At 66.9% G+C, this 19386-nt stretch carries 18 protein-coding genes; 6 read left to right on the plus strand and 12 right to left on the minus strand.

Going from position 1 to position 19386, the window contains the following annotated elements; all coding sequences use genetic code 11:
• From AX676_RS04150 to AX676_RS04200, 11 genes are all read right to left on the minus strand, one after another.
• Nucleotides 1–692, minus strand: a 692-nt coding sequence (locus AX676_RS04150) for an outer membrane protein (protein ID WP_156441212.1), incomplete at its 3' end; no start/stop codon positions are given.
• Nucleotides 693–798: 106 nt separating this feature from the next.
• Nucleotides 799–1302: a DUF2793 domain-containing protein gene (locus AX676_RS04155; protein WP_066477334.1), complete on the minus strand. Its 504-nt coding sequence runs from the start codon at nt 1300–1302 to the stop codon at nt 799–801.
• Between the two features lie 22 nt (nt 1303–1324).
• Entirely contained in the window at nt 1325–2347 is a 1023-nt protein-coding gene (locus AX676_RS04160) for a GTA baseplate fiber-binding domain-containing protein (RefSeq protein ID WP_066477330.1), read from the minus strand.
• 504 nt (nt 2348–2851) lie between these two features.
• Nucleotides 2852–3211: a HesB/IscA family protein gene (locus tag AX676_RS04165; RefSeq protein WP_066477328.1), complete on the minus strand. Its 360-nt coding sequence runs from the start codon at nt 3209–3211 to the stop codon at nt 2852–2854.
• On the minus strand, nt 3211–3684 hold the full coding sequence (locus AX676_RS04170) for an SUF system Fe-S cluster assembly protein (RefSeq protein ID WP_066477325.1): 474 nt from the start codon (nt 3682–3684) through the stop codon (nt 3211–3213). The genes AX676_RS04165 and AX676_RS04170 overlap by 1 nt, the downstream gene beginning before the upstream one ends.
• Nucleotides 3681–4946 carry an aminotransferase class V-fold PLP-dependent enzyme gene (locus AX676_RS04175; protein WP_082731313.1) on the minus strand — a complete coding sequence of 422 codons (1266 nt, stop codon included), beginning with the start codon at nt 4944–4946 and terminating at the stop codon, nt 3681–3683. The genes AX676_RS04170 and AX676_RS04175 overlap by 4 nt, the downstream gene beginning before the upstream one ends.
• The gene (locus AX676_RS04180; protein ID WP_066477323.1) at nt 4939–5712 is read right to left on the minus strand and encodes a SufB/SufD family protein; all 774 of its coding nucleotides are present in this window, start codon (nt 5710–5712) and stop codon (nt 4939–4941) included. Before AX676_RS04180 ends, AX676_RS04175 begins: the two co-directional genes overlap by 8 nt.
• Complete coding sequence (gene sufC / locus AX676_RS04185; RefSeq protein WP_066477320.1) at nt 5709–6545, minus strand: Fe-S cluster assembly ATPase SufC; 837 nt, start codon at nt 6543–6545, stop codon at nt 5709–5711. Before sufC ends, AX676_RS04180 begins: the two co-directional genes overlap by 4 nt.
• A 445-nt stretch (nt 6546–6990) precedes the next feature.
• Nucleotides 6991–8454 carry a Fe-S cluster assembly protein SufB gene (sufB, locus tag AX676_RS04190; RefSeq protein ID WP_066477318.1) on the minus strand — a complete coding sequence of 488 codons (1464 nt, stop codon included), beginning with the start codon at nt 8452–8454 and terminating at the stop codon, nt 6991–6993.
• A 4-nt stretch (nt 8455–8458) separates the two neighbouring features.
• Entirely contained in the window at nt 8459–8890 is a 432-nt protein-coding gene (locus AX676_RS04195) for an SUF system Fe-S cluster assembly regulator (protein WP_066477311.1), read from the minus strand.
• Between the two features lie 58 nt (nt 8891–8948).
• Nucleotides 8949–9800, minus strand: coding sequence for an AraC family transcriptional regulator (locus AX676_RS04200; protein ID WP_066544118.1), 852 nt, complete (start codon nt 9798–9800; stop codon nt 8949–8951).
• Nucleotides 9801–10087: 287 nt separating this feature from the next.
• On the opposite strand from AX676_RS04200, the gene AX676_RS04205 reads away from it, so the two are divergent.
• From AX676_RS04205 to AX676_RS04220, 4 genes are all read left to right on the plus strand, one after another.
• Nucleotides 10088–11077, plus strand: a complete 990-nt coding sequence (locus tag AX676_RS04205) for a quinone-dependent dihydroorotate dehydrogenase (protein ID WP_066477359.1) — start codon at nt 10088–10090, stop codon at nt 11075–11077.
• 130 nt (nt 11078–11207) lie between these two features.
• Complete coding sequence (locus AX676_RS04210; protein WP_066477307.1) at nt 11208–11444, plus strand: DUF2061 domain-containing protein; 237 nt, start codon at nt 11208–11210, stop codon at nt 11442–11444.
• Between the two features lie 46 nt (nt 11445–11490).
• Nucleotides 11491–13158, plus strand: a complete 1668-nt coding sequence (ggt, locus tag AX676_RS04215) for a gamma-glutamyltransferase (protein WP_066477299.1) — start codon at nt 11491–11493, stop codon at nt 13156–13158.
• A 67-nt stretch (nt 13159–13225) separates the two neighbouring features.
• Nucleotides 13226–15019 (plus strand): AMP-dependent synthetase/ligase, encoded by a 1794-nt coding sequence (locus AX676_RS04220; protein ID WP_066477356.1) that lies wholly within the window; start codon nt 13226–13228, stop codon nt 15017–15019.
• A 383-nt stretch (nt 15020–15402) separates the two neighbouring features.
• On the opposite strand, the gene AX676_RS04225 is transcribed toward AX676_RS04220, so the two are convergent.
• Nucleotides 15403–16668, minus strand: a complete 1266-nt coding sequence (locus AX676_RS04225; protein WP_066477298.1) for an aspartate kinase — start codon at nt 16666–16668, stop codon at nt 15403–15405.
• A gap of 55 nt (nt 16669–16723) precedes the next feature.
• Here AX676_RS04225 and ubiG point away from each other — a divergent pair, with 55 nt between their 5' ends.
• Entirely contained in the window at nt 16724–17473 is a 750-nt protein-coding gene (gene ubiG, locus AX676_RS04230) for a bifunctional 2-polyprenyl-6-hydroxyphenol methylase/3-demethylubiquinol 3-O-methyltransferase UbiG (RefSeq protein WP_066477297.1), read from the plus strand.
• Nucleotides 17474–17801: 328 nt separating this feature from the next.
• The gene (locus AX676_RS04235; protein ID WP_443026017.1) at nt 17802–19289 is read left to right on the plus strand and encodes a S41 family peptidase; all 1488 of its coding nucleotides are present in this window, start codon (nt 17802–17804) and stop codon (nt 19287–19289) included.
• Nucleotides 19290–19386: the final 97 nt, after the last annotated feature.

Below are 19386 nucleotides of genomic sequence, written 5' to 3' on the forward strand. Positions count from 1 at the left end.
GGCGGAGGCGGCGGCGGTGCCGCGGGCTCGCCGAAGTTGAAGGTCAGGCCGCCGAGGATGCTGTGCGACCGGAAGCGCGAGTCGAGGCTCGCACCGGTGGCCGCGACAACGGTCACGTCATCGGCGTTGAAGAAGCGATACTTCACGCTGACGTCGACATTGTCGGAGAGCGGCGCGCGCACACCGGCCAGAACCTGCCAGGCAAAGACCGTGTCGCTGTCGTCGAGCAGGACGCGCGGCAGAACGCCGAAATCGCTGTACTTGACGCGCGCGACACCGACGCCGCCGCCCACAAAGCCCTGGGCACCGTCGTCGGGCCCAAAGTCGATCAGGCCGTTGGCCATGAAGCTCAGCGCCGACGAGTCACCCGTGGCCGGATTCTCGTAAATGCCCGCCGGAACGCCACCGACCGGGATGGTCAGCTGGTGCGCATCGACGCTCGCTTCGCGATAGCCGACTTCGGCTTCGACGCGGAACGGCCCGAAGTCATAGCCGATCGTGGCATCGACATCCCAGCCATAGTCATTGTCGGTGGACAGGATGTTCTGGCCAGTGCTCGACAGGTCGAAATCATGATCTTCAACGATCATCGCGCCGCCTTCGACGCCCACATACCACGCGTTGTCGCGGGCGAGGGCGGGAGTAGCGAGCGCGGTAGTCGCAAGCGCCAATGTGATGGCAAGCTTCCGCATTGTAATCCCCTTTCCTGGTTGTCCTACGGACAGCGCAAACTCCCTACTCGGGTGTTAGTTTCCGTGCAAGCGCACAATATCGTCCGTTGTTGCGCGATAGACACAATCAAGCTGCAGCAATCAGACCATGTATGCGAAGTGCGGCAAGTAGTGCGGCGATCGTGGCACGCGCCTGTTGGTCCACCACCGCACCGCCGGACGGGTCCGCGATCGCGGGCTGGCGTGCCCCGACGACCTGCATGCCCGCGACCTCGAACCGGGTACCGCGAAGCTCGCCCTGCGACCACTCCGCACCCAGCCATGTCAGCATGACCCCGTCAACGATCGACCATGCGGACATGCCGACGGTGGGCACGTGGTGCCGCCAGCCGCCGGTCGTCCAGGTCGCGATCTGGCCCTCCCGTCCGGTCCAGATGTCGGTCGCTGGCGCACCGACGATCCAGCAGTCGCCAGGCGTGGGATCTTCCGGAGGCAGCCCGGTCGTCCCGCGCACCACGAGGTGGAGCAGCGTGTCGATCGCGACCAGGGCCTCGTTGTGCGTCAGTTCCTTCTGCGCCTGACCGGCATAGAGCATCGGCAGCGAGAACCGGGGGGTCTTGTCGTCATCCATGGGTCCACCTTTCATGAGCGGGTCATTGCGGTGCGGAGATGATCAGCGGGCGGGATGCGCCATGCGTACCGAGCTGTCTGACCTCGACGCTCGCCAGCGCCGCGGCGACGGCGGGATCGTCAATGGCCAGGGCCGGCATGGACACCTCGGCCACCACGTCGCCATCCGCCCGGTGCAACGTGACCCGATAGCGTTCCGCGTCTTCGCCCAGCGGCACATCGGCGCCGTCGATCCAGGTCCAGCCGCTGCGGCCGCGGCGCCGCCACGACAGCATTAGTGCGTCGCCCGGCGTGCGTTGCCACGTGCCATGGACCGGCGCGGGCGGCACCAGCGACCGACCATCGATCCGGACCGTCGCGCGCGACGGGTCGGGCCGGTCGCCGATCCCGCTCGCCTCGACCTGCATGTCGACGCCAATCAGCGCGGGCGACAGATCGATCGACCGCAACGCGTCGCGGTCGAGCAGGACGAAGCGCTCGTCCGGCTGATGCGTGCCGATCGCCCATTCGGTGCCGCGCCGTCCGCGCCACAGGCGCGACAGCCGCCATCGGTTCGCCCCCAGCGGCACGGCCGATCCGAACTGCACCAGCTCGTCCCCGATCAGCGCCGCGTTGGCACCTGCCGCCAGAGCACGGTCATCCGCATCTTCCAGCGTCATCGCCGCGTTCAGGAGTGCGACGACGATCTCGTTCCGCCGGTCCTCGATCGTGGCCGGACCGTCGCGCAGCGGCGCCGCGACGCCGCCGATCACGCTCGGCGGGGCCGTGCGGCCTTGCGGCGTCCAGCGCGCGCCATCGGGACTCGTCGCGATCGCCGCGCTGCGCCAGCCCGACGACGTGCCGGCGGCCGCGATCAGCAACTGCGCGCGCTCGACCGGTGCATCGTCGATCAGCGGCGCCTCGGCGATCGCCAGAACGGTGGGCCCGTGAACCAGATCGGGCGCGGGCGCGACCCGGCCCGAAGAACCGGCGTCGATCACCCCTGCGCCGGTGATGCGCCGCAGCTCGAGCACGACCGTCATCGCTTCCAGGGTCCAGCCGGTCATCCTCGGGGTCGAGCGTCTGGAGCGCGCGCTCCAGCAGCATCATCTCCAGCCGGACAAACCCTTCCGACAGCGCTTCGGCCATCGCCGCGCGAAACGCCGGATCGGCGCGGCGGCGGCGCTGCACGCCTTCCTCGGAAATGCCCGCCGCCTTGGCCGAACGCCGGATGTTGCACGTCATCGCCAGCGCGCTCAGGAACCGGTCGATGTCCTTCTTGGTATAGCGCGCGCCCGGCGTGCGCTTGCGGGGTAATCGCGCCTGTGTCTTTGCCCCCGCCATTTGGTCCTCCCCCTGACTGTCCGAACCGCCGCTGGCCGCCCTAGACGCAATCGGGCCGGAAGGCGTCGCCGCCCCGGCCCGACTCGCAATTCGTCATCGTTCCCGTTATGTGCCAGATCAGCGTGACGATGTCAAGCAAATCTAACCGCTACGGTTAAATGTTGCGACCGTCAAAAGCTCCCCGTCAGGTGAGGGGTTGGGGTGGGACCTATCCGTTGCAACCGCCCTCAGACGGTAAAGCTCTCCCCACACCCGCACGCACCCTTGGCGTTAGGGTTGTTGAACACGAAACCGGCGGTGAAATCATCCTCCACCCAGTCCATCGTCGAACCGATCAGGTACAAAACCGACCCGCCATCGACGAAGAAGGTGCCGCCTGGCGTCTCGATCCGCTCGTCCATCGGATTGGCGGCGGTGACATAATCGACCGAATAGGCCAGCCCCGAACAGCCGCGTTTGGGCGTCGACAATTTGACCCCGATCGCATCCGCCGGCGCGCGCGACATCAGCTCGGCGACGCGCGCTTCGGCGCGTTCGGTCAGCAGGACGGCGGCGGGCCGCTGGCGGGTGGTGGTCGTCGTGGTCATCACAGCATTCCCAATTCGAGCCGCGCCTCGTCGGACATCTTGCCCGGGTCCCAGGGCGGATCCCACACCAGGTTGACGTCGACGGTGCCGACGCCCGGCACCGCGCCGACGCGCAATTCGACTTCGCCCGGCATCGTCTCGGCGACCGGGCAATGCGGCGTAGTCAGTGTCATCATCACGTCGACATGCCCGTCCGCGCTCACCTCGACGCCATAGATCAGGCCGAGCTCATAGATGTTGACCGGAATTTCCGGGTCATAGATTTCCTTGAGCGCGGCGATGACGTTTTCGTAAATCTCGCCGCCCGGCGCGTCGGGGGCCACGCCCTCGGGCTTGTGCGCCAGGAACCCGTCCAGATAGTCGCGCCGGCGCGGGCCTTCGGGCGCACCTGCGGGCGCGTCCTGCACCCGGGCACGCGGCGGCGGCGCGACCGCGTCGACTTCCTCGATCCTGAAACCCGGTTCGTCGCTCATCCGAAGATCCTCGTCACTCGCTTGATGCCCTCGACCAGCCGCTCGACATCCGCCGCCTGGCTGTGCACCCCGAAACTCGCCCGCGCCGTCGCCGGCACGCCCAGCACGTCCATCAGCGGCTGCGCGCAATGATGCCCGGCGCGGATCGCCACGCCGCTCTCGTCCAATATGGTACCGATGTCGTGCGGGTGCACGCCCTCGACCGCAAAGCTCACAATCCCGGCCGAATCCTTGGGCCCGAACAGCGTCACCGAATTGATCTTCGACAATGCCTCGCGCGTCATGGCCACCAGTTCGGCTTCATGCGCGTGGATGCGCTCCAGCCCGATCGCCTCGACATAGTCGATCGCCGCGTGCAGCCCCAGCGCGCCGACGATGTGCGGTGTCCCCGCCTCGAACCGGCCCGGCGGCGGGGCATAGGTCGTGCCCGCGAACGACACCCGGTCGATCATCGCGCCGCCGCCCTGCCATGGCGGCATCGCCTCGAGCAGCTCGGCGCGCGCCCACAACGCCCCGATCCCGGTCGGACCATAGAGCTTGTGCGCGGACAGGACGTAGAAATCGCAATCGAGCGCCTGAACGTCGACCGTCATCCGTGGCACCGCCTGGCATCCGTCAAGCAACAGCTTCGCGCCCACGCCGTGCGCCAGGTCGGCTGCGCGCCGCGCGTCCAGCACCGATCCCAGCACGTTGGACACATGCGCCAGCGCGACCAGCCTGTGCGCGGGCGTCAGCATCGCCGCCATCGCGTCCAGGTCGATCCGGTGATCCGGGGTCAGCGGCACCACGTCGATATGTGCGCCAATGGGCTCCGCGACCAGCTGCCACGGCACGATGTTGGAATGATGCTCCAGCGCGGACAGCAGGATGCGGTCGCCCGGCTTGAGCTGGCTCGCTGCCCAGCTTTGCGCGACCAGGTTGATCCCCTCGGTCGCGCCGCGCACGAACACCACCTCGCCCGCCTCGCGCGCATTCAGGAACGTCGCCACCCGCGCCCGCGCGGCTTCATAGGCGATCGTCATGTCGGCCGACCGCCGATAGACGCCGCGATGCACCGTCGCATAGCTCGTGTCATAGCCGCGCGCGATCGCATCGATCACCGCCTGAGGCTTCTGCGCCGTCGCAGCCGTATCCAGATACGCCCAGCCCTTCGGAATCGCCGGAAAATCCGCCCGCACATCTAGCGGCGCCCTGTGCTCCCCCTCCCGCGCGCGGGAGGGGGTCGGGGGGTGGGCCTGGTCCAGCCGAACCGCTTCACCCATGCCCGCCACCCTTCTCACCCAGCATCGCTTCCAGCACCGCCTGCGCCGCGATTTCCAGCGCCGCGCCTTCCGCACCCGCAGCCGTGAAGGCTTGCGTCACGAACGCCTGCAGCATCAGCCGCTTGGCCAGTTCCGGCGGAATGCCGCGCGCCGCCATGTAGAACAGGCCGGCCTTATCCAGCTCGCCCACCGTCGCGCCATGCGCGCACTTCACGTCATCGGCAAAGATTTCGAGCTGCGGCACCGCATTGGCGGTGGCGGTGCGGTCGAGCAGCATCGACTTGACCGACTGGCTGCCGTCGCTCTTCTGCGCGTGGCGCGCGACGCGCACCGCGCCGATATAGCTGCCCGTCGCCCGTCCGCCCAGCACGTTGCGCACCGTCTGGTTGCTGGTCGCTTCCGGCTCGGCATGATGCACGTCGGTGACGATCTCCAGCGTCTGCGCGCCCGTGCCCAGGATCGCACCGCCCAGCTCGAAATGGCTGCCGCGCGCCAGCCGCACGCCGATCGACAGCCGCCCATAGTCACAGCCCGCGACCAGCGCCTGGACGTTGAGCGTCGCGCCCTCGCCCAGCTCCGCCTCGATCGCGCGCACCGCCACGCCGTCGACCGGCTCCAGCGCCGGGATCAACAGGGTTTGCGCTTCGCCCGCTGCCACGACAATCTTCTCGGGCGCGTCCAGCCGCGGCCAGACGCGGGCGAGCGCGTCCAGATCGGCATAGCGCCATGTCTCGTCACGCCGGGTGGGAAGCGCGGCAATATTCACGCCGCCACCCCCGCATAGCCTTCGCGCTCCAGCTCCAGCGCCAGCTCCGCCCCGCCCGATCGCACGATGCGCCCATCGGCCAGCACATGGACGAAATCGGGTCGGACATAGTCGAGCAGCCGCTGATAGTGCGTGATTAGAATGACCGACTTGTCGGGCGCGCGCATGATCCGGTTGATGCCGTCGCCCACCGCCTTCAGCGCATCGATGTCGAGGCCGGAGTCGGTCTCGTCCAGGATGGCGAGCCGCGGGGCGATGATCCCCATCTGCACCATCTCGTTGCGCTTCTTCTCGCCGCCAGAAAACCCGACATTGACCGGGCGCTTCAGCATCTCGGCATCCATGCCCAGCGCCGCCGCCTGCGCGCGGGCGAGCTTCAGGAACTCCGCGCCCGACAGCGGCGCCTCCTCGCGCCCCTTGCGCTGCGCATTCAGCGCCTCGCGCAGGAACTGGACGTTCGACACGCCGGGGATCTCGACCGGATACTGAAAGCCCAGGAACAGCCCCGCCGCGGCGCGCTCATGCGGGTCTAAATCAAGGAGATCAACCCACCCTTCGTCGCCCCGGACTTGATCCGGGGCCCCGCTGCCTTGCGCGTCAGAAGAAGAAGCGGGACCCCGGGTCAAGCCCGGGGTGACGGCTGTTTGGAACCGCACCGATCCCCCCGTCACCTCATAACCCGGCCGCCCGCCCAGCACATAGCCCAGCGTCGACTTGCCCGCGCCGTTCGGCCCCATGATCGCATGCACCTCCCCCGCATTCACGGTGAGGGACAGCCCCTTGAGGATCGGCTTGCCGTCGATTTCGGCGTGGAGGTTATCGATTTCGAGCATGGATGATCGCGATCTTAATGATAAATGAACGTTTAAATTACGTCGGGATTTGGAAATAGAAGCTTATGAAGACCAGAACCAACTCTCTCTCCATATTTCGTCGACAAAAGTGATATCAAATAAAAAGGAATAGAGAAAATTACGAATAACAATACAACGAAAAATATTCGCATTCCTAAATCCCCATCCCAACTATATACCCAACCAAACAATATTGCCGGCGAGATTAAAGCGATAACATAATTAAAGGGTTTTTTATGAAATACAGTGTTGAATACAATGAAGAATATTATAGATGAAATAACAAACTGGCATAGGAGTATTGCTACGCAGAAAATCAACAATAGCATCACCCCATGCTCCTCTCGCGCGAAATCCCCAAAATTTTCTCCACCTCGACCTCCTTAAGCCCCCCCCTTCAGGGGAGGGGTTGGGGTGGGGAATGTCATCCGACCGACCCCTCTAGCGAAATCCCCAGCAGCTTCTGCGCCTCCACCGCAAACTCCATCGGCAATTGCTGCAGCACTTGGCGCGCGAAGCCGTTGACGATCAGCGCCACCGCCGCTTCCTGGTCCAACCCGCGCTGCATCGCGTAGAAGAGCTGGTCGTCGGAAATCTTCGACGTCGTCGCTTCATGCTCGATCTGCGCCGACGGATTGCGCACCTCGATATAGGGCACGGTATGCGCGCCGCACTGGTCGCCCAGCAGCAGGCTGTCGCACTGGGTGAAGTTGCGCACGCCCTCCGCGCCCGGTGCCACGCGCACCAGCCCGCGATAGGTGTTGTCCGAACGCCCAGCCGAAATCCCTTTCGACACAATCGTCGATCGCGACCCCTTGCCGTTGTGGATCATCTTGGTGCCGGTGTCGGCCTGCTGGCAGTTGTTGGTCACCGCGACCGAATAGAATTCGCCGACCGAATTCTCGCCGTTCAGCACGCAGCTGGGGTATTTCCAGGTGATCGCGCTGCCGGTCTCGACCTGCGTCCAGCTGACCTTGCTGTTCCTGCCCTGGCACAAGGCACGCTTGGTCACGAAATTATAGATGCCGCCCTTGCCGTCCGCGTCGCCGGGATACCAGTTCTGGACGGTGGAATATTTGATCTCGGCATCGTCCAGCGCGACCAGCTCGACCACGGCGGCGTGCAGCTGGTTCTCGTCGCGCATCGGCGCGGTGCAGCCTTCCAGATAGCTGACGTAAGCGCCCTTGTCGGCGACGATCAGCGTGCGTTCGAACTGGCCGGTATTCTCCGCATTGATGCGGAAATAGGTGCTCAGCTCCATCGGGCAGCGCACGCCCTCCGGAATGTAGACGAACGTCCCGTCGGAGAAGACCGCGCAGTTCAACGCCGCGAAATAATTGTCGTGCATCGGCACGACCTTGCCCAGCCATTTGCGGACCTGATCGGGATATTCCTTGATCGCTTCGCTGATCGACCGGAAGATCACACCGGCGGCTTCCAGCTCCTTGCGGAACGTCGTCGCCACCGACACGCTGTCGAACACCGCGTCCACCGCCACTTTGCGCGCGCCCTCGACCCCGGCGAGCACCTTCTGCTCCTCGATCGGGATGCCGAGCTTCTCGTAAACGCGCAGGATCTCGGGATCGACCTCGTCCAGGCTGCCCAGCTTGGGCTTCGCCTTGGGCTCGGCGTAATAATAGGCGTCCTGGTAATCGATCGGCGGCACGTTGAGCTTGGCCCAGTCGGGCGGGGTCATCGTCAGCCAGTGGCGATAGGCCTTCAGCCGCCACTCGAGCATCCATTCGGGCTCGTTCTTCTTGGCGCTGATGAAGCGGACGGTGTCCTCGCTCAGCCCCTTGGGCGCGAACTCCTGCTCGATATCCGAGCTGAAGCCCCACTCATATTTCTTGTTGGCGGCGGCAATCGCCTCGGCATTCTTGGTGGCCATCGGTTCAGTTTCCAATTGCATGAGGCCGGGCGTCGGCGGACAGGCTGGCCAGGCTGACCCCGGCGAGCGCGCCGCGCATCGCGTCGTTGACCATGCCCCAGTGCGGCTTGACCCGGCAATTCGCTTCGACCGCGCAGTCATGCCGGCCATGATCGACGCACGCGGTGAGCGCGATCGGGCCTTCAATCGCCTCGACAATGTCGGCCAGGCTGATCGCGGCGGGGGGCCGCGACAGGCGAAAACCGCCGCCGGTGCCGCGCGCGCTTTCGATCAAACCCGCCGCCGACAGCTTGCTGACCAATTTCTGCACCGTCGGCAGCGGCAGGCCGGTTTCCTCGCTCAGCACCGTGGCGTTTAGCCGCCCCGACACCCCGCAATGGCGCGCGGCCGCGCTCAACATCACGACGGCATAGTCGGCAAGGCTGGAAAGACGCATCGGATCCAATCAGACGAATTCAATCTGATTTTGCAGATGGGCTTCCGTACCGGGGGAGTCAACCGGCCGCGTGCGGGGGCGCAGTCACTGGCGCAAGTTCATTGAACGCGGTCGATTGCAGCGTGAGCGCCAGCACCGGGTCGATGGCGCTCGCCAGCGTGCCCGGCGTGTGGCCGGTGAAATGGCGGATTTCGCGGATCATGTGCGACTGGTCGTAAAAGCGCCCGGCGACTTCGGCCGGGTCCGCCCCCTCGACCAGGTCGCTCGCCGCGCGGACCGCCCGGAACTTGCGCTCCAGGAATTTGGGTGGCGCGCCGAAATAATGGTTCACCCACCGCGTCACCTGGCGCGGGCTGAGCGCGACGCGCGCGAACAAGCCGTCGACACAGATCGGGCCGTCGCTCGCCAGCCACTGGCGAACCGCCTCGGCCAGCCGGTGATGCGCATCGGGGATGGGCCGCGCATGGGCAAGCAGCGCCGGCTCGACGATCGCCTTCATCGCCTCGACATCATCGGCCGCGCGCAGCCGGTCGATGAGCGCGACCATCCCGTCACCGAAGATCGTCGCGCCATCGGTCAGATGGTCGGCGCGTTCGTGCGCGGGCAGCCCGACCAGCGCGCCCCAGCCGATCGGGCGCAACGCAACGCCGAAACAATGAAAGGGCCCCTCGACACGATAGCGCGCGGCGCCGGTGCCGGGGCCATGGATCATCACCGGGGTCGACCGTTCGCACCGGCCGTCGGGAAAGGTGACCGAACCCGCGCCGTTCAGCATGAAGCGGATCTGGCCGATATCGGCGCGTTCGATCCCTTCGACCACCGATGCCTCGGAGCGGAACAGATAATAGAGCGTCGCGAAAGGTGCCGCGGCCGGCGAGGGCTGCGCAAAGGCGAGCAAGGGCTGCGACACTCAGCCCGCCTCGCGTCGACGGAAAATCTGCGATCCCATGCGCTGCGTGCCCCCGTCCAACTTGCCGCAAGCTAGCGTCGTGGCTGGAAAAAAAGAAGCCCGGCGCAAAGGCCGGGCTCAAAGGAAAAGGTTCCCGTGACCGGGAGCCTTTGGGTCGCGTGTGTCCCTTAAATCGGCGGATCACCGATTCGCTTGGACGAATTGGACATTCGTGCGGCGCCGGTGGCGAACTGTCCCAGATCGGGAGGCGCTTTACGCCGCCGTGCCACGGTGTCATGCGCGGCGACATGCTGTTCCGCCTCGCTCGCCCTGCGCTGTTCGCGCTCGATCCGGAGGTCGCGCACCGCGCCACGATCCGTGCGCTGGCAGCATGGTCGGCCCTCGGCGCACCGGCCGGCGGCGGCCCGGCCCCGCGGCGACCGGTCACGATTGCGGGCCTGGATTTCCCCAATCCCGTCGGGCTCGCCGCCGGTTTCGACAAGGACGGCGAGGCGATCGACGGCGCGTTCGCGCTCGGCTTCGGCTTTGTCGAAATCGGCACGCTGACCCCGCGGCCCCAGCCCGGCAATCCGCGCCCGCGCCTGTTCAGGCTGGTCGAGGACGAAGCGGTCATCAACCGCATGGGCTTCAACAATGGCGGGATCGACGCCGCGCTAGGCCGCGTGGCGCGGGCGCGGCGCGCTGGCGTGCTCGGGATCAATGTCGGCGCGAACAAGGAGTCGGACGATCGCATCGGCGACTATGCGACCGGCGTCGCCCGTGTCGCGCCTGCCGCCGACTATGTGACGATCAACATCAGCTCGCCCAACACGCCGGGCCTGCGCGATCTGCAGAGCCAGCCCGCGCTCGGCGAGTTGCTCGCGCGCTGCGACGCCGCCCGCCACCTCGGTGACGGCACCCGCCGGCCGCTGTTCCTGAAAATCGCGCCCGACCTTGATCGCGCGGCGATCGACGTCATCGTCCGTGCGGCGTGCGACCATCATGTCGATGCGCTGATCGTCGGCAACACCACCCTGTCGCGCCCGCCGCTCGACAGCCCGGAAGCTGGCGAGACGGGCGGGTTGTCGGGCCAGCCGCTCGCTCCCCTTGCCCGCACGGTGCTGGCGCAAGTCCATGCGGCCAGCGGCGGCGCGATTGCGTTGATCGCAGCCGGGGGAATCGACAGCCCGGCGGAGGCGCGCGCCCGGCTGGATGCGGGTGCCAGCCTCGTTCAGCTCTATTCGGCACTGGTGTTTCACGGGCCCGGCCTCGCCCGGTACATCGCCACCCACCTCTGATCGTCCAGAACGATCACTTTTCCAAAACTTATCGTACAAGTCGATAACTCTGCCCGGATCAATCCGTTGGCGCGTCGCCCCGGATGGGCGCATCTCCAGCGTACATCCAATCGGGTGCGAGGAGCTGAGCATGTCGCACGACCTGGCCAAGACGTTGACCTATCTGGCGGTCCACCTGACGATCGGCTTTTCGGTCGCCTATCTGCTTACCGGCTCGGTCGCGATTGCCGGCGGGATTGCGCTGATCGAACCCTGTGCCAACGCGGTCGCCTTTTTCTTTCATGAGCGCGCCTGGCGTGGCGACTATGCCGCGTTCGTGCGCCGCTGGTTCGGTCGCGACGACCTGCGCGCCGCAACCGACGTTTGACGTAGCGGCTTTGCCCCGGCGCGAAAGCCCGCTACCACCCCGTGCCATGATCCGTTTGTTCGTCGCGCTCCTCGCGCTCTTCGTCGCGACCCCCGCCACCGCGCAGGGTGTCGTTGCCTCGGCTGATCCCCGCGCGACAGAGGCCGGTCGGGACATCCTGCGCCAGGGTGGCACGGCTGCGGACGCAGCGATGGCGATGATGCTTGCCCTCACCGTGGTCGAGCCGCAATCGAGCGGCTTTGGTGGCGGCGGCTTCATCATTCATCACGGCGGCAAGACCGGGCTGCTCGAATCGATCGACGGCCGCGAAAAGGCCCCTGCCGCCGCGCGGCCCGACCGGTTCCTGACGCCCGACGGCAAGCCGATGGGCTTTCGCCAGGCGGTGCCGGGCGGGCTTTCGGTGGGCGTACCGGGCAATATCCGGCTGGCGGCGATGACCCATGCCAAATGGGGCAAGCTCGAATGGCGGGCGCTGTTCCAACCGGCGATCAAGCTGGCGGAGGATGGCTTTGAAGTTACCAAGCCGCTCAACGGCGCGGCCGGCTATTTCCCGGAGCTGTGGAAGAACTTCCCCGACATCGCCGCGCTCTATCTCGGCCCCGATGGCAAGCCGCTGCCGGTCGGCACCCGCATCCGCAACCCCGCGCTCGCCAAGTTCCTGCGCGACATTGCCGAGGGCGGACCCGACGCTTTCTATACCGGCCCCAACGCCCAGGCGATCGTCGATGCGGTGACCAAGGCGCCGGCCAATCCCGCCGACATGACGCTCGCCGACCTCGCCGCCTATCAGGCCAAGGAGCGCCCGCCGGTGTGCGGCGGCTATCGCGGCTATACGGTCTGCGGCATGGGCCCGCCTTCGTCGGGCGCGATCACCATTCTCCAGATGCTCGGCATGATCGAGCGATTCGACCTCAACCGGCTCGGGCCCAAATCCCCGGTCGCCTGGCATGTGCTGGGTGAGGCGATGCAGCTCGCTTATGCCGATCGCGAAATGTATCTGGGCGACCGCGATTTCGTCGACGTGCCGATCGCCGGGCTGATCGACCCCGGTTATCTCGGCAAGCGGTCGAAGCTGATCGCCGAACGCCGCGCGCTCAATGATTACCAGCCCGGCACGCCGCCGGGCGCCAGGCCGCGCACGCTGGCCGTTCAGGCCGAAACGCCCGGCACCACCCATTTCGTCGCGGTCGACCGCGACGGCAACATCGCCAGCATGACCTCGACCGTCGAGGGGCCGTTCGGCAGCCAACTGATCGCCAACGGCCTGGTGCTCAACAACGAGCTGACCGACTTCACCTATGTGCCCGAGCGCGACGGCGCGCCCGTCGCCAACCGGGTGGAGGGCGGCAAGCGGCCCTTGTCGTCGATGTCGCCGACCATCGTCTATGACCGCGCGGGCAAGCCGGTGCTGGCGCTCGGCTCGGCGGGCGGCAAGCGGATCATCATGCACGTGATGAAAACGCTGGTCGGCGTGCTCGACTTCGGGTTGTCGGCCGAGGAAGCGATGGCATTGCCCAATCTCTATTTCGGCGGCGGCAAGCTGCTGATCGAGGACAACGAGCTCGGCAAGCAGCTCGCCCCGGAAATCGCCAGGCTCGGTCAGGACACCCAGGCAAGCGATCTCGGATCGAAGCTGACCGTGCTGCAGCGCGGACCCGATGGCTGGCGCGGCGCGGCCGATCCGCGCAGCATCGGCACGGCACTGACCGAATAACCGGATAATGACCGGCCCCACCGGCGCGACAGACGCCGGGGCCAACAGGGTGGATGCGGGAGCAACGATGCGACAACTGGAACATTTCCCCAACCTGGTGACGATGTTCTTCACCCGCGCGCGCGAACAGGGCGACAAGCCGTTCCTGTGGGCCAAGCGCGGCGGGCAATGGCAATCGACCAGCTGGGCGGAAGCCGCGCGACAGGTCGCGGCGCTCGCCGCCGCGCTGGAGGGGCTTGGCCTCTCACGCGGCGACCGGGTGATGCTCGTTGCCGAAAACAGCCCCGAATGGTGCATCAGCGATCTGGCGATCATGGCGGCGGGCATGGTGACGGTCCCGACCTATGTCACCAATACCGAACGCGACCATCACCATATCCTGGAGAATTCGGGCGCGGCGGCGGTGATCGTCTCCAATGCCAAGCTCGCTCGGACATTGCTGCCCGCCGTGCTGCGCTCCAACACCGCGCGCCACGTCATCGCCATCGACGATTTCCGCATGAGCCAACCCGGCGCAGTCGAGTTTCACAGCTGGCGCGGGCTGATCGCCGCGCACCCGACCGAGCCCGCCCTGGTTGCCCAACGCTGCGACTTCGCGCGCGAGGACCTGGCCTGCATCATCTACACCAGCGGCACCGGCGGGTCGCCACGCGGCGTGATGCAGCATCACGGCGCGATCCTGCACAATGTCGAAGGCTGCATCGACGTCATCTCGACGGACTTCGGCTGGGAAGACGAGGTGTTCCTGTCTTTCCTGCCGCTGAGCCATGCCTATGAACATACCGGCGGCCAGCATTTCCCGATCGGGCTTGGCGCGCAGATCTATTATTCCGAGGGGCTCGACAAGCTTGCCTCCAATATCGAGGAGGTCCGTCCGACCATCATGGTCGTCGTTCCCCGCCTGTTCGAGGTGCTGCGCACGCGCATCACCAAGACGGTCGAGAAACAGGGCAAGCTGTCGACCTATCTGCTCGACCGCGCCGTCGCGATCGGCGGGCGCAAGGCGGACAAGGGCAGCGTCGGCGTCGCCAACCTGCCGATGAACCTGATCGTCAATTCGCTGCTCAAGCCCAAGATCCAGAAGCGCTTCGGCGGGCGGATCAAGGCGATGGTGTCGGGCGGCGCGCCGCTCAATCCGGAAGTCGGCATCTTCTTTCAGTCGCTCGGCCTCACCTTCCTGCAAGGCTATGGCCAGACCGAAGCCGCCCCCGTGATCTCGTGCAACCGCCCCAAGGTCGGGCTGAAGATGGACACGGTCGGCCCGCCGCTCAAGAATACCGAGGTTCGCATCGCCGAGGATGGCGAGATCCTGGTGCGCGGCGAACTGGTCATGCACGGCTATTGGCGCAACGAAGCGGAAACCGCGCGCGTGCTCAAGGACGGCTGGCTCCACACCGGCGACATCGGCATCATCGACGACAAGGGCCGGATCAAGATCACCGACCGCAAGAAGGACATCATCGTCAACGACAAGGGCGACAATGTCGCGCCCCAGAAGATCGAAGGGATGCTGACCCTCCAGCCGGAGATTGTGCAGGCGATGATTTCGGGCGACCGCAAGCCCTACATGGTCGCAGTGCTCGTCCCCGACCCCGAATGGGTGCAGCAGTGGTGCGCGAAGAGCGCGACCGGCTGCGACTTCAAGTCGCTGGCCCAGAATCACGCGTTCCGCAGCGCGCTGGGCACGGCGGTCGAGCGCGTCAACAAGGAGCTGTCGGTCATCGAACGCATCCGCCAGTTCATCATCGCCGACGAACCCTTCACGATCGAGAACCAGCAGCTGACGCCCAGCCTCAAGATCCGCCGCCACGTCCTGCGCGAGGTCTATGGCGAGCGGCTGGAAAAGCTCTACCGCGCGTAAGGCCCGTCGCCCCGGCGTCCGCCGGGACGACGCGCAACGGCAGTCAGCCCAGTAGAGCGGTTCGCGATCAAGTTGATGCGCTTAGAGCGTGACGACGTTAGCTTGACTCGCTCTCTAACGACTTCCTCGTCACCCCGGCCTTGTGCCGGGGTCCACCGGGCGGCGCAGTCCCGGCGGTTGTAACGTGTGGCGCCGTGGACCCCGGCACAAGGCCGGGGTGACGAAAGGTGATTCCATGCAAGGTCATCCCGCTCTAAGCCCCTCCCCTTCAGTGCAGGGGTTGGGGTGGGGACTCTCCGCCGGGCGCATCGCCTGAGGCACGCCCCCCGTCCCCTCCCCTGAAGGGGAGGGGTGCGCCGGGTGGATCGCAAACCGCTCCAAACTCACGCCGCCTCGTCCGCCGCATCCAGCCCATAGGCGGTGTGCAGCACGCGCACGGCCAGTTCGGTGTAATCCTCCTCGATCAGCACGCTGACCTTGATTTCGGAGGTCGTGATCGCCTGGATGTTGATGCCGCGATCACCGAGCGTCTGGAACATCGTCGACGCGACGCCGGCGTGGCTGCGCATGCCGACGCCGACGATCGAGATTTTGGCGACGCGGGTGTCGTGGACCAGCTTGGTATAGCCGATCGTGTCGCGGGCCTTGTCGAGCACGTCGAGCGCGCGCGCCAGTTCCGCCTGCGGCACCGTGAACGTCACGTCGGTCGATCCCGACGAATGCGCCACATTCTGGACGATCATGTCGACATTGATGCTGGCGGCCGCGAGCGGCGCAAAGATCGACCCCACCGCACCCGGCCGGTCGGGCACGTCGGCCAGCGTGATCTTCGCCTCGTTCTTGTCGTGCGCGATGCCGGTGATGAGCTGGCGTTCCACGTCTTCGATCTCCTCTTCACCCACTATCAGCGTACCGGGCAGCGATGCGGCGTCGGGGGCCCCGTCCGCGTCGCCGAAGGAGGAGAGCACCTGGATGCGCACGCCTTCCTTCATCGCCAGCCCGACCGATCGGGTCTGCAGCACCTTGGCGCCGACGCTCGCCAGCTCCAGCATTTCCTCATAGGTCACGCGCCTGAGCTTGCGCGCGCGCGGCACGATGCGCGGGTCCGTGGTATAGACGCCGTCGACATCGGTGTAGATGTCGCAACGATCGGCCTTCATCGCCGCGGCGACCGCGACCGCCGAGGTGTCGGACCCGCCACGGCCCAGCGTCGTGACCCGTCCGTCGCCGGCCATGCCCTGGAATCCCGGGATCACCGCGACTTCGCGTGCGGCGGTGGCGGCGAGCAGTGCATCGGTATCGATCGCCTCGATCCGTGCCGCGGCATGCGCGTCGTTGGTCCGCACGGGCAGCTGCCAGCCGAGCCAGCTGCGCGCCGGCACGCCGATCGCCTGCAGCGCGATCGCCAGCAGGCCCGATGTCACCTGCTCGCCGCTCGCCACCACGACATCATATTCGCGCGGATCATAGAGCGTGGACGCCTCGCGGCAAAAGCCCACCAGCCGGTCGGTCTCGCCGGCCATGGCGGAAACGACCACCGCGATCTCGTTTCCGGCTTCCCATTCGCGCTTCACCCGCTGGGCGACGTTGCGGATACGCTCGATGCCCGCCATCGACGTGCCACCGAATTTCATCACGATCCGCGCCATTTTATTTCGCCAAACGCCTCTTGGGAGCAATGGGGCGCTCTGATAGGAGCGCACCATGGCAAAGGCAAGTGACGCGCTCGCACCCGCAGCATCCACGATCGACGCGCGCGAGGCCGCGCATTTCGGTGCGCTCGCCGCCGACTGGTGGAATCCGCGCGGGACGTCCGCGATGCTCCACCGGCTGAACCCGGTCAGGCTGAAATTCATCCGTGCCGCGGTCGATTCGCATTGGGATACGGACGCCGCCGCGTTCCGACCGCTGCTGGGCCGCCGCGCCCTCGACGTCGGCTGTGGCGCGGGACTGCTCGCCGAGCCGCTCGCCCGCATGGGGGCGACCGTCACCGCCATCGACGCCGCGCCGGAGAATATCGGTGCGGCGCGCGCGCATGCCGAGGCATCGGGTCTGGCGATCGACTATCGCGCCGGCGGGATCGAACAGGTCGCGGGTGCCCGCTTCGATCTCGTCACCGCGCTTGAGGTGATCGAGCATGTGACCGATCCGGCGGCGTTCGTCGCCGGGCTTGCGGCAGCGCTCGCGCCCGATGGGCTGCTCATCCTCTCGACCCCCAACCGTACCGCGCTGTCGCGGCTCGCGATGGTCGGCGTCGCCGAGGGGCTGGGCGCGATCCCGCGCGGCACGCATGACTGGGACAAGTTCCTCACCCCCGACGAGCTGATCGCGCTCCTGGAGGCGGAAGGGCTCGCGATCGGCGAGCGGCGCGGCATCGGCTGGTCGCCGACTGCGGGCTTTCGCATCGGCGACGATGAGCGGCTGAACTATATCCTGACCGCCCGGCCGCGCTGATCCGCGCGGATCGGCACCGTCCCTGGGCCTCGTCGCGCCGCCTTCCCCCCTGGCGGGCAGCTTTCCCGGTCCGGTGCCGACGCGAAGGCCCGCGCGGCTGGCAACATGCCGCGGCGTGCGGAGGCGGGCGTCCGGGAAAAGGGAGTGAACCCGACCGCCCGCATTCGCACCATCGGTCATTTTCGCAGGGCGCGAAACAGCCAATTCGGCCGTGGAGCGGCCGGGCTGTATCGCGGCGGGACGCACGCATGTCGCGCGGATGTGGACCAAAATCCAGCTGGCGTTCACCAATGCCCGCGTTATGCATGGCCGCGCGAGCGGTGGGAGAGTGCGCGTGCGTGCGGGACGTCTGGGCGTAGGGTTGAGTTTGCTGGCCCTGCTTGGGGCATGCGGCGGCGGCGGCGGCGGCGGCAGCCGGACGAGCGGAACGGTGACTGCGCCGCCGACCTCGGCCGCACCCGCACCCGCACCCGCACCCTCGCCGACACCCGCACCCACCCCGACGGCGACGACCGCCGGATGCTCGGTGCGCGAACGCCAGGACTGGGTCGCGGCGCAAATCAACGAATGGTATCTTTTCCCCGACCTCCTCGCGACGGGACTGAACCCCGCCGCCTATGCCACCGTCGATGCGTATATCGACGCGCTGACCGCCAACGCCCGCACGCTGAACCGCGACCGTTACTTCACCTATCTGACCTCGATCGCCGAGGAGAGCGCCTATTACGCGTCTGGCGCCACCGCCGGTTTCGGCGTGCGTTTCGGGTTCTCGGGCGACCGCCTGTTCGTGATCGAGGCGTTCGAGGGCGGGCCCGCGCTCGCGGCCGGGGTCGATCGCGGTGCGGAGATCGTCGGCGTCGGCACGACGAGCGCGAATGTCCGCAGCGTCGCCGCCATCCTGGCCAGTGAGGGCGAGACGGGGCTCGGTACGGCGCTCGGCCCGTCGACCGAGGGCACCGTCCGCGTGCTGCGCGTCCAGGATGCCACCGGCACGCGCGAGGTCAGCATTACCAAGCGCATTTTCGATTTGACCCCGGTGTCGTCGCGCTATGGCACCCGCATCCTCGACGATGGCGGCCGGCGGGTCGGCTATCTCAACCTGCGCACCTTCATCTCGACCGCGGATCAGGCGCTGCGCAACGCCTTCCAGCAGTTCCGCGACGCGGGCGTGACAAACCTCGTGATCGATTTCCGCTATAATGGCGGTGGCCTCGTCTCGACGGCAGAGCTGCTGAGCGACCTGCTCGGCGGGGCGCGGACCGCGTCGAATATCCAGTCGATCACCGCGTTCCGCCCGTCCAAATCGGCCCAGAACGAAACCCGCTATTATCGTGCGCAGCCCCAGTCGGTCGCGCCGATGCGCATTGCGTTCATCGGCAGCGGCGGCACCGCGTCGGCCAGCGAGCTGGTCATCAACGCGACCCTGCCCTATCTGCGCGCCAATTCCGCGCTGATCGGCACCAATACCTATGGCAAGCCGGTCGGCCAGATCGCGCTCGACCGGCCGGCGTGCGACGACCGGCTGCGCGTCGTCGCCTTTGCAAGCCAGAATGCCGACGGCCAGGGCGGCTACTACAACGGTCTCGCGTCGGTGATGGAATCGAGCTGCCAGGCATCGGACGATATCAGCTTCCCGCTCGGCGACCCGCGCGAGGCATCGGTGCGCACGGCGCTCGACTTTCTCGCGGGGCGCAGCTGCACCCGGATCGCCGTCGGAACCCAGGGCCCGCAGGCCGCGCGCAGCACGACTGCCCGGCGGCTGTTCAGCCCGACCCGCCCGACCGCTGCGCAGCGCGAGACGCCCGGCCTGTTCTGACTCCGCATACCGCGCATTTCCAGCTTCTTGCGATCCGGGCGGGCGGGCGGCGGCGCGGGCTTGTGCGGTCGCCACCGCTTTCCCATCTGTGACGAGT

Origin of the sequence: Sphingomonas sp. CCH21-G11, assembly GCF_001555965.1 — a bacterium.
Classification (GTDB): Bacteria; Pseudomonadota; Alphaproteobacteria; order Sphingomonadales; family Sphingomonadaceae; genus Sphingomonas.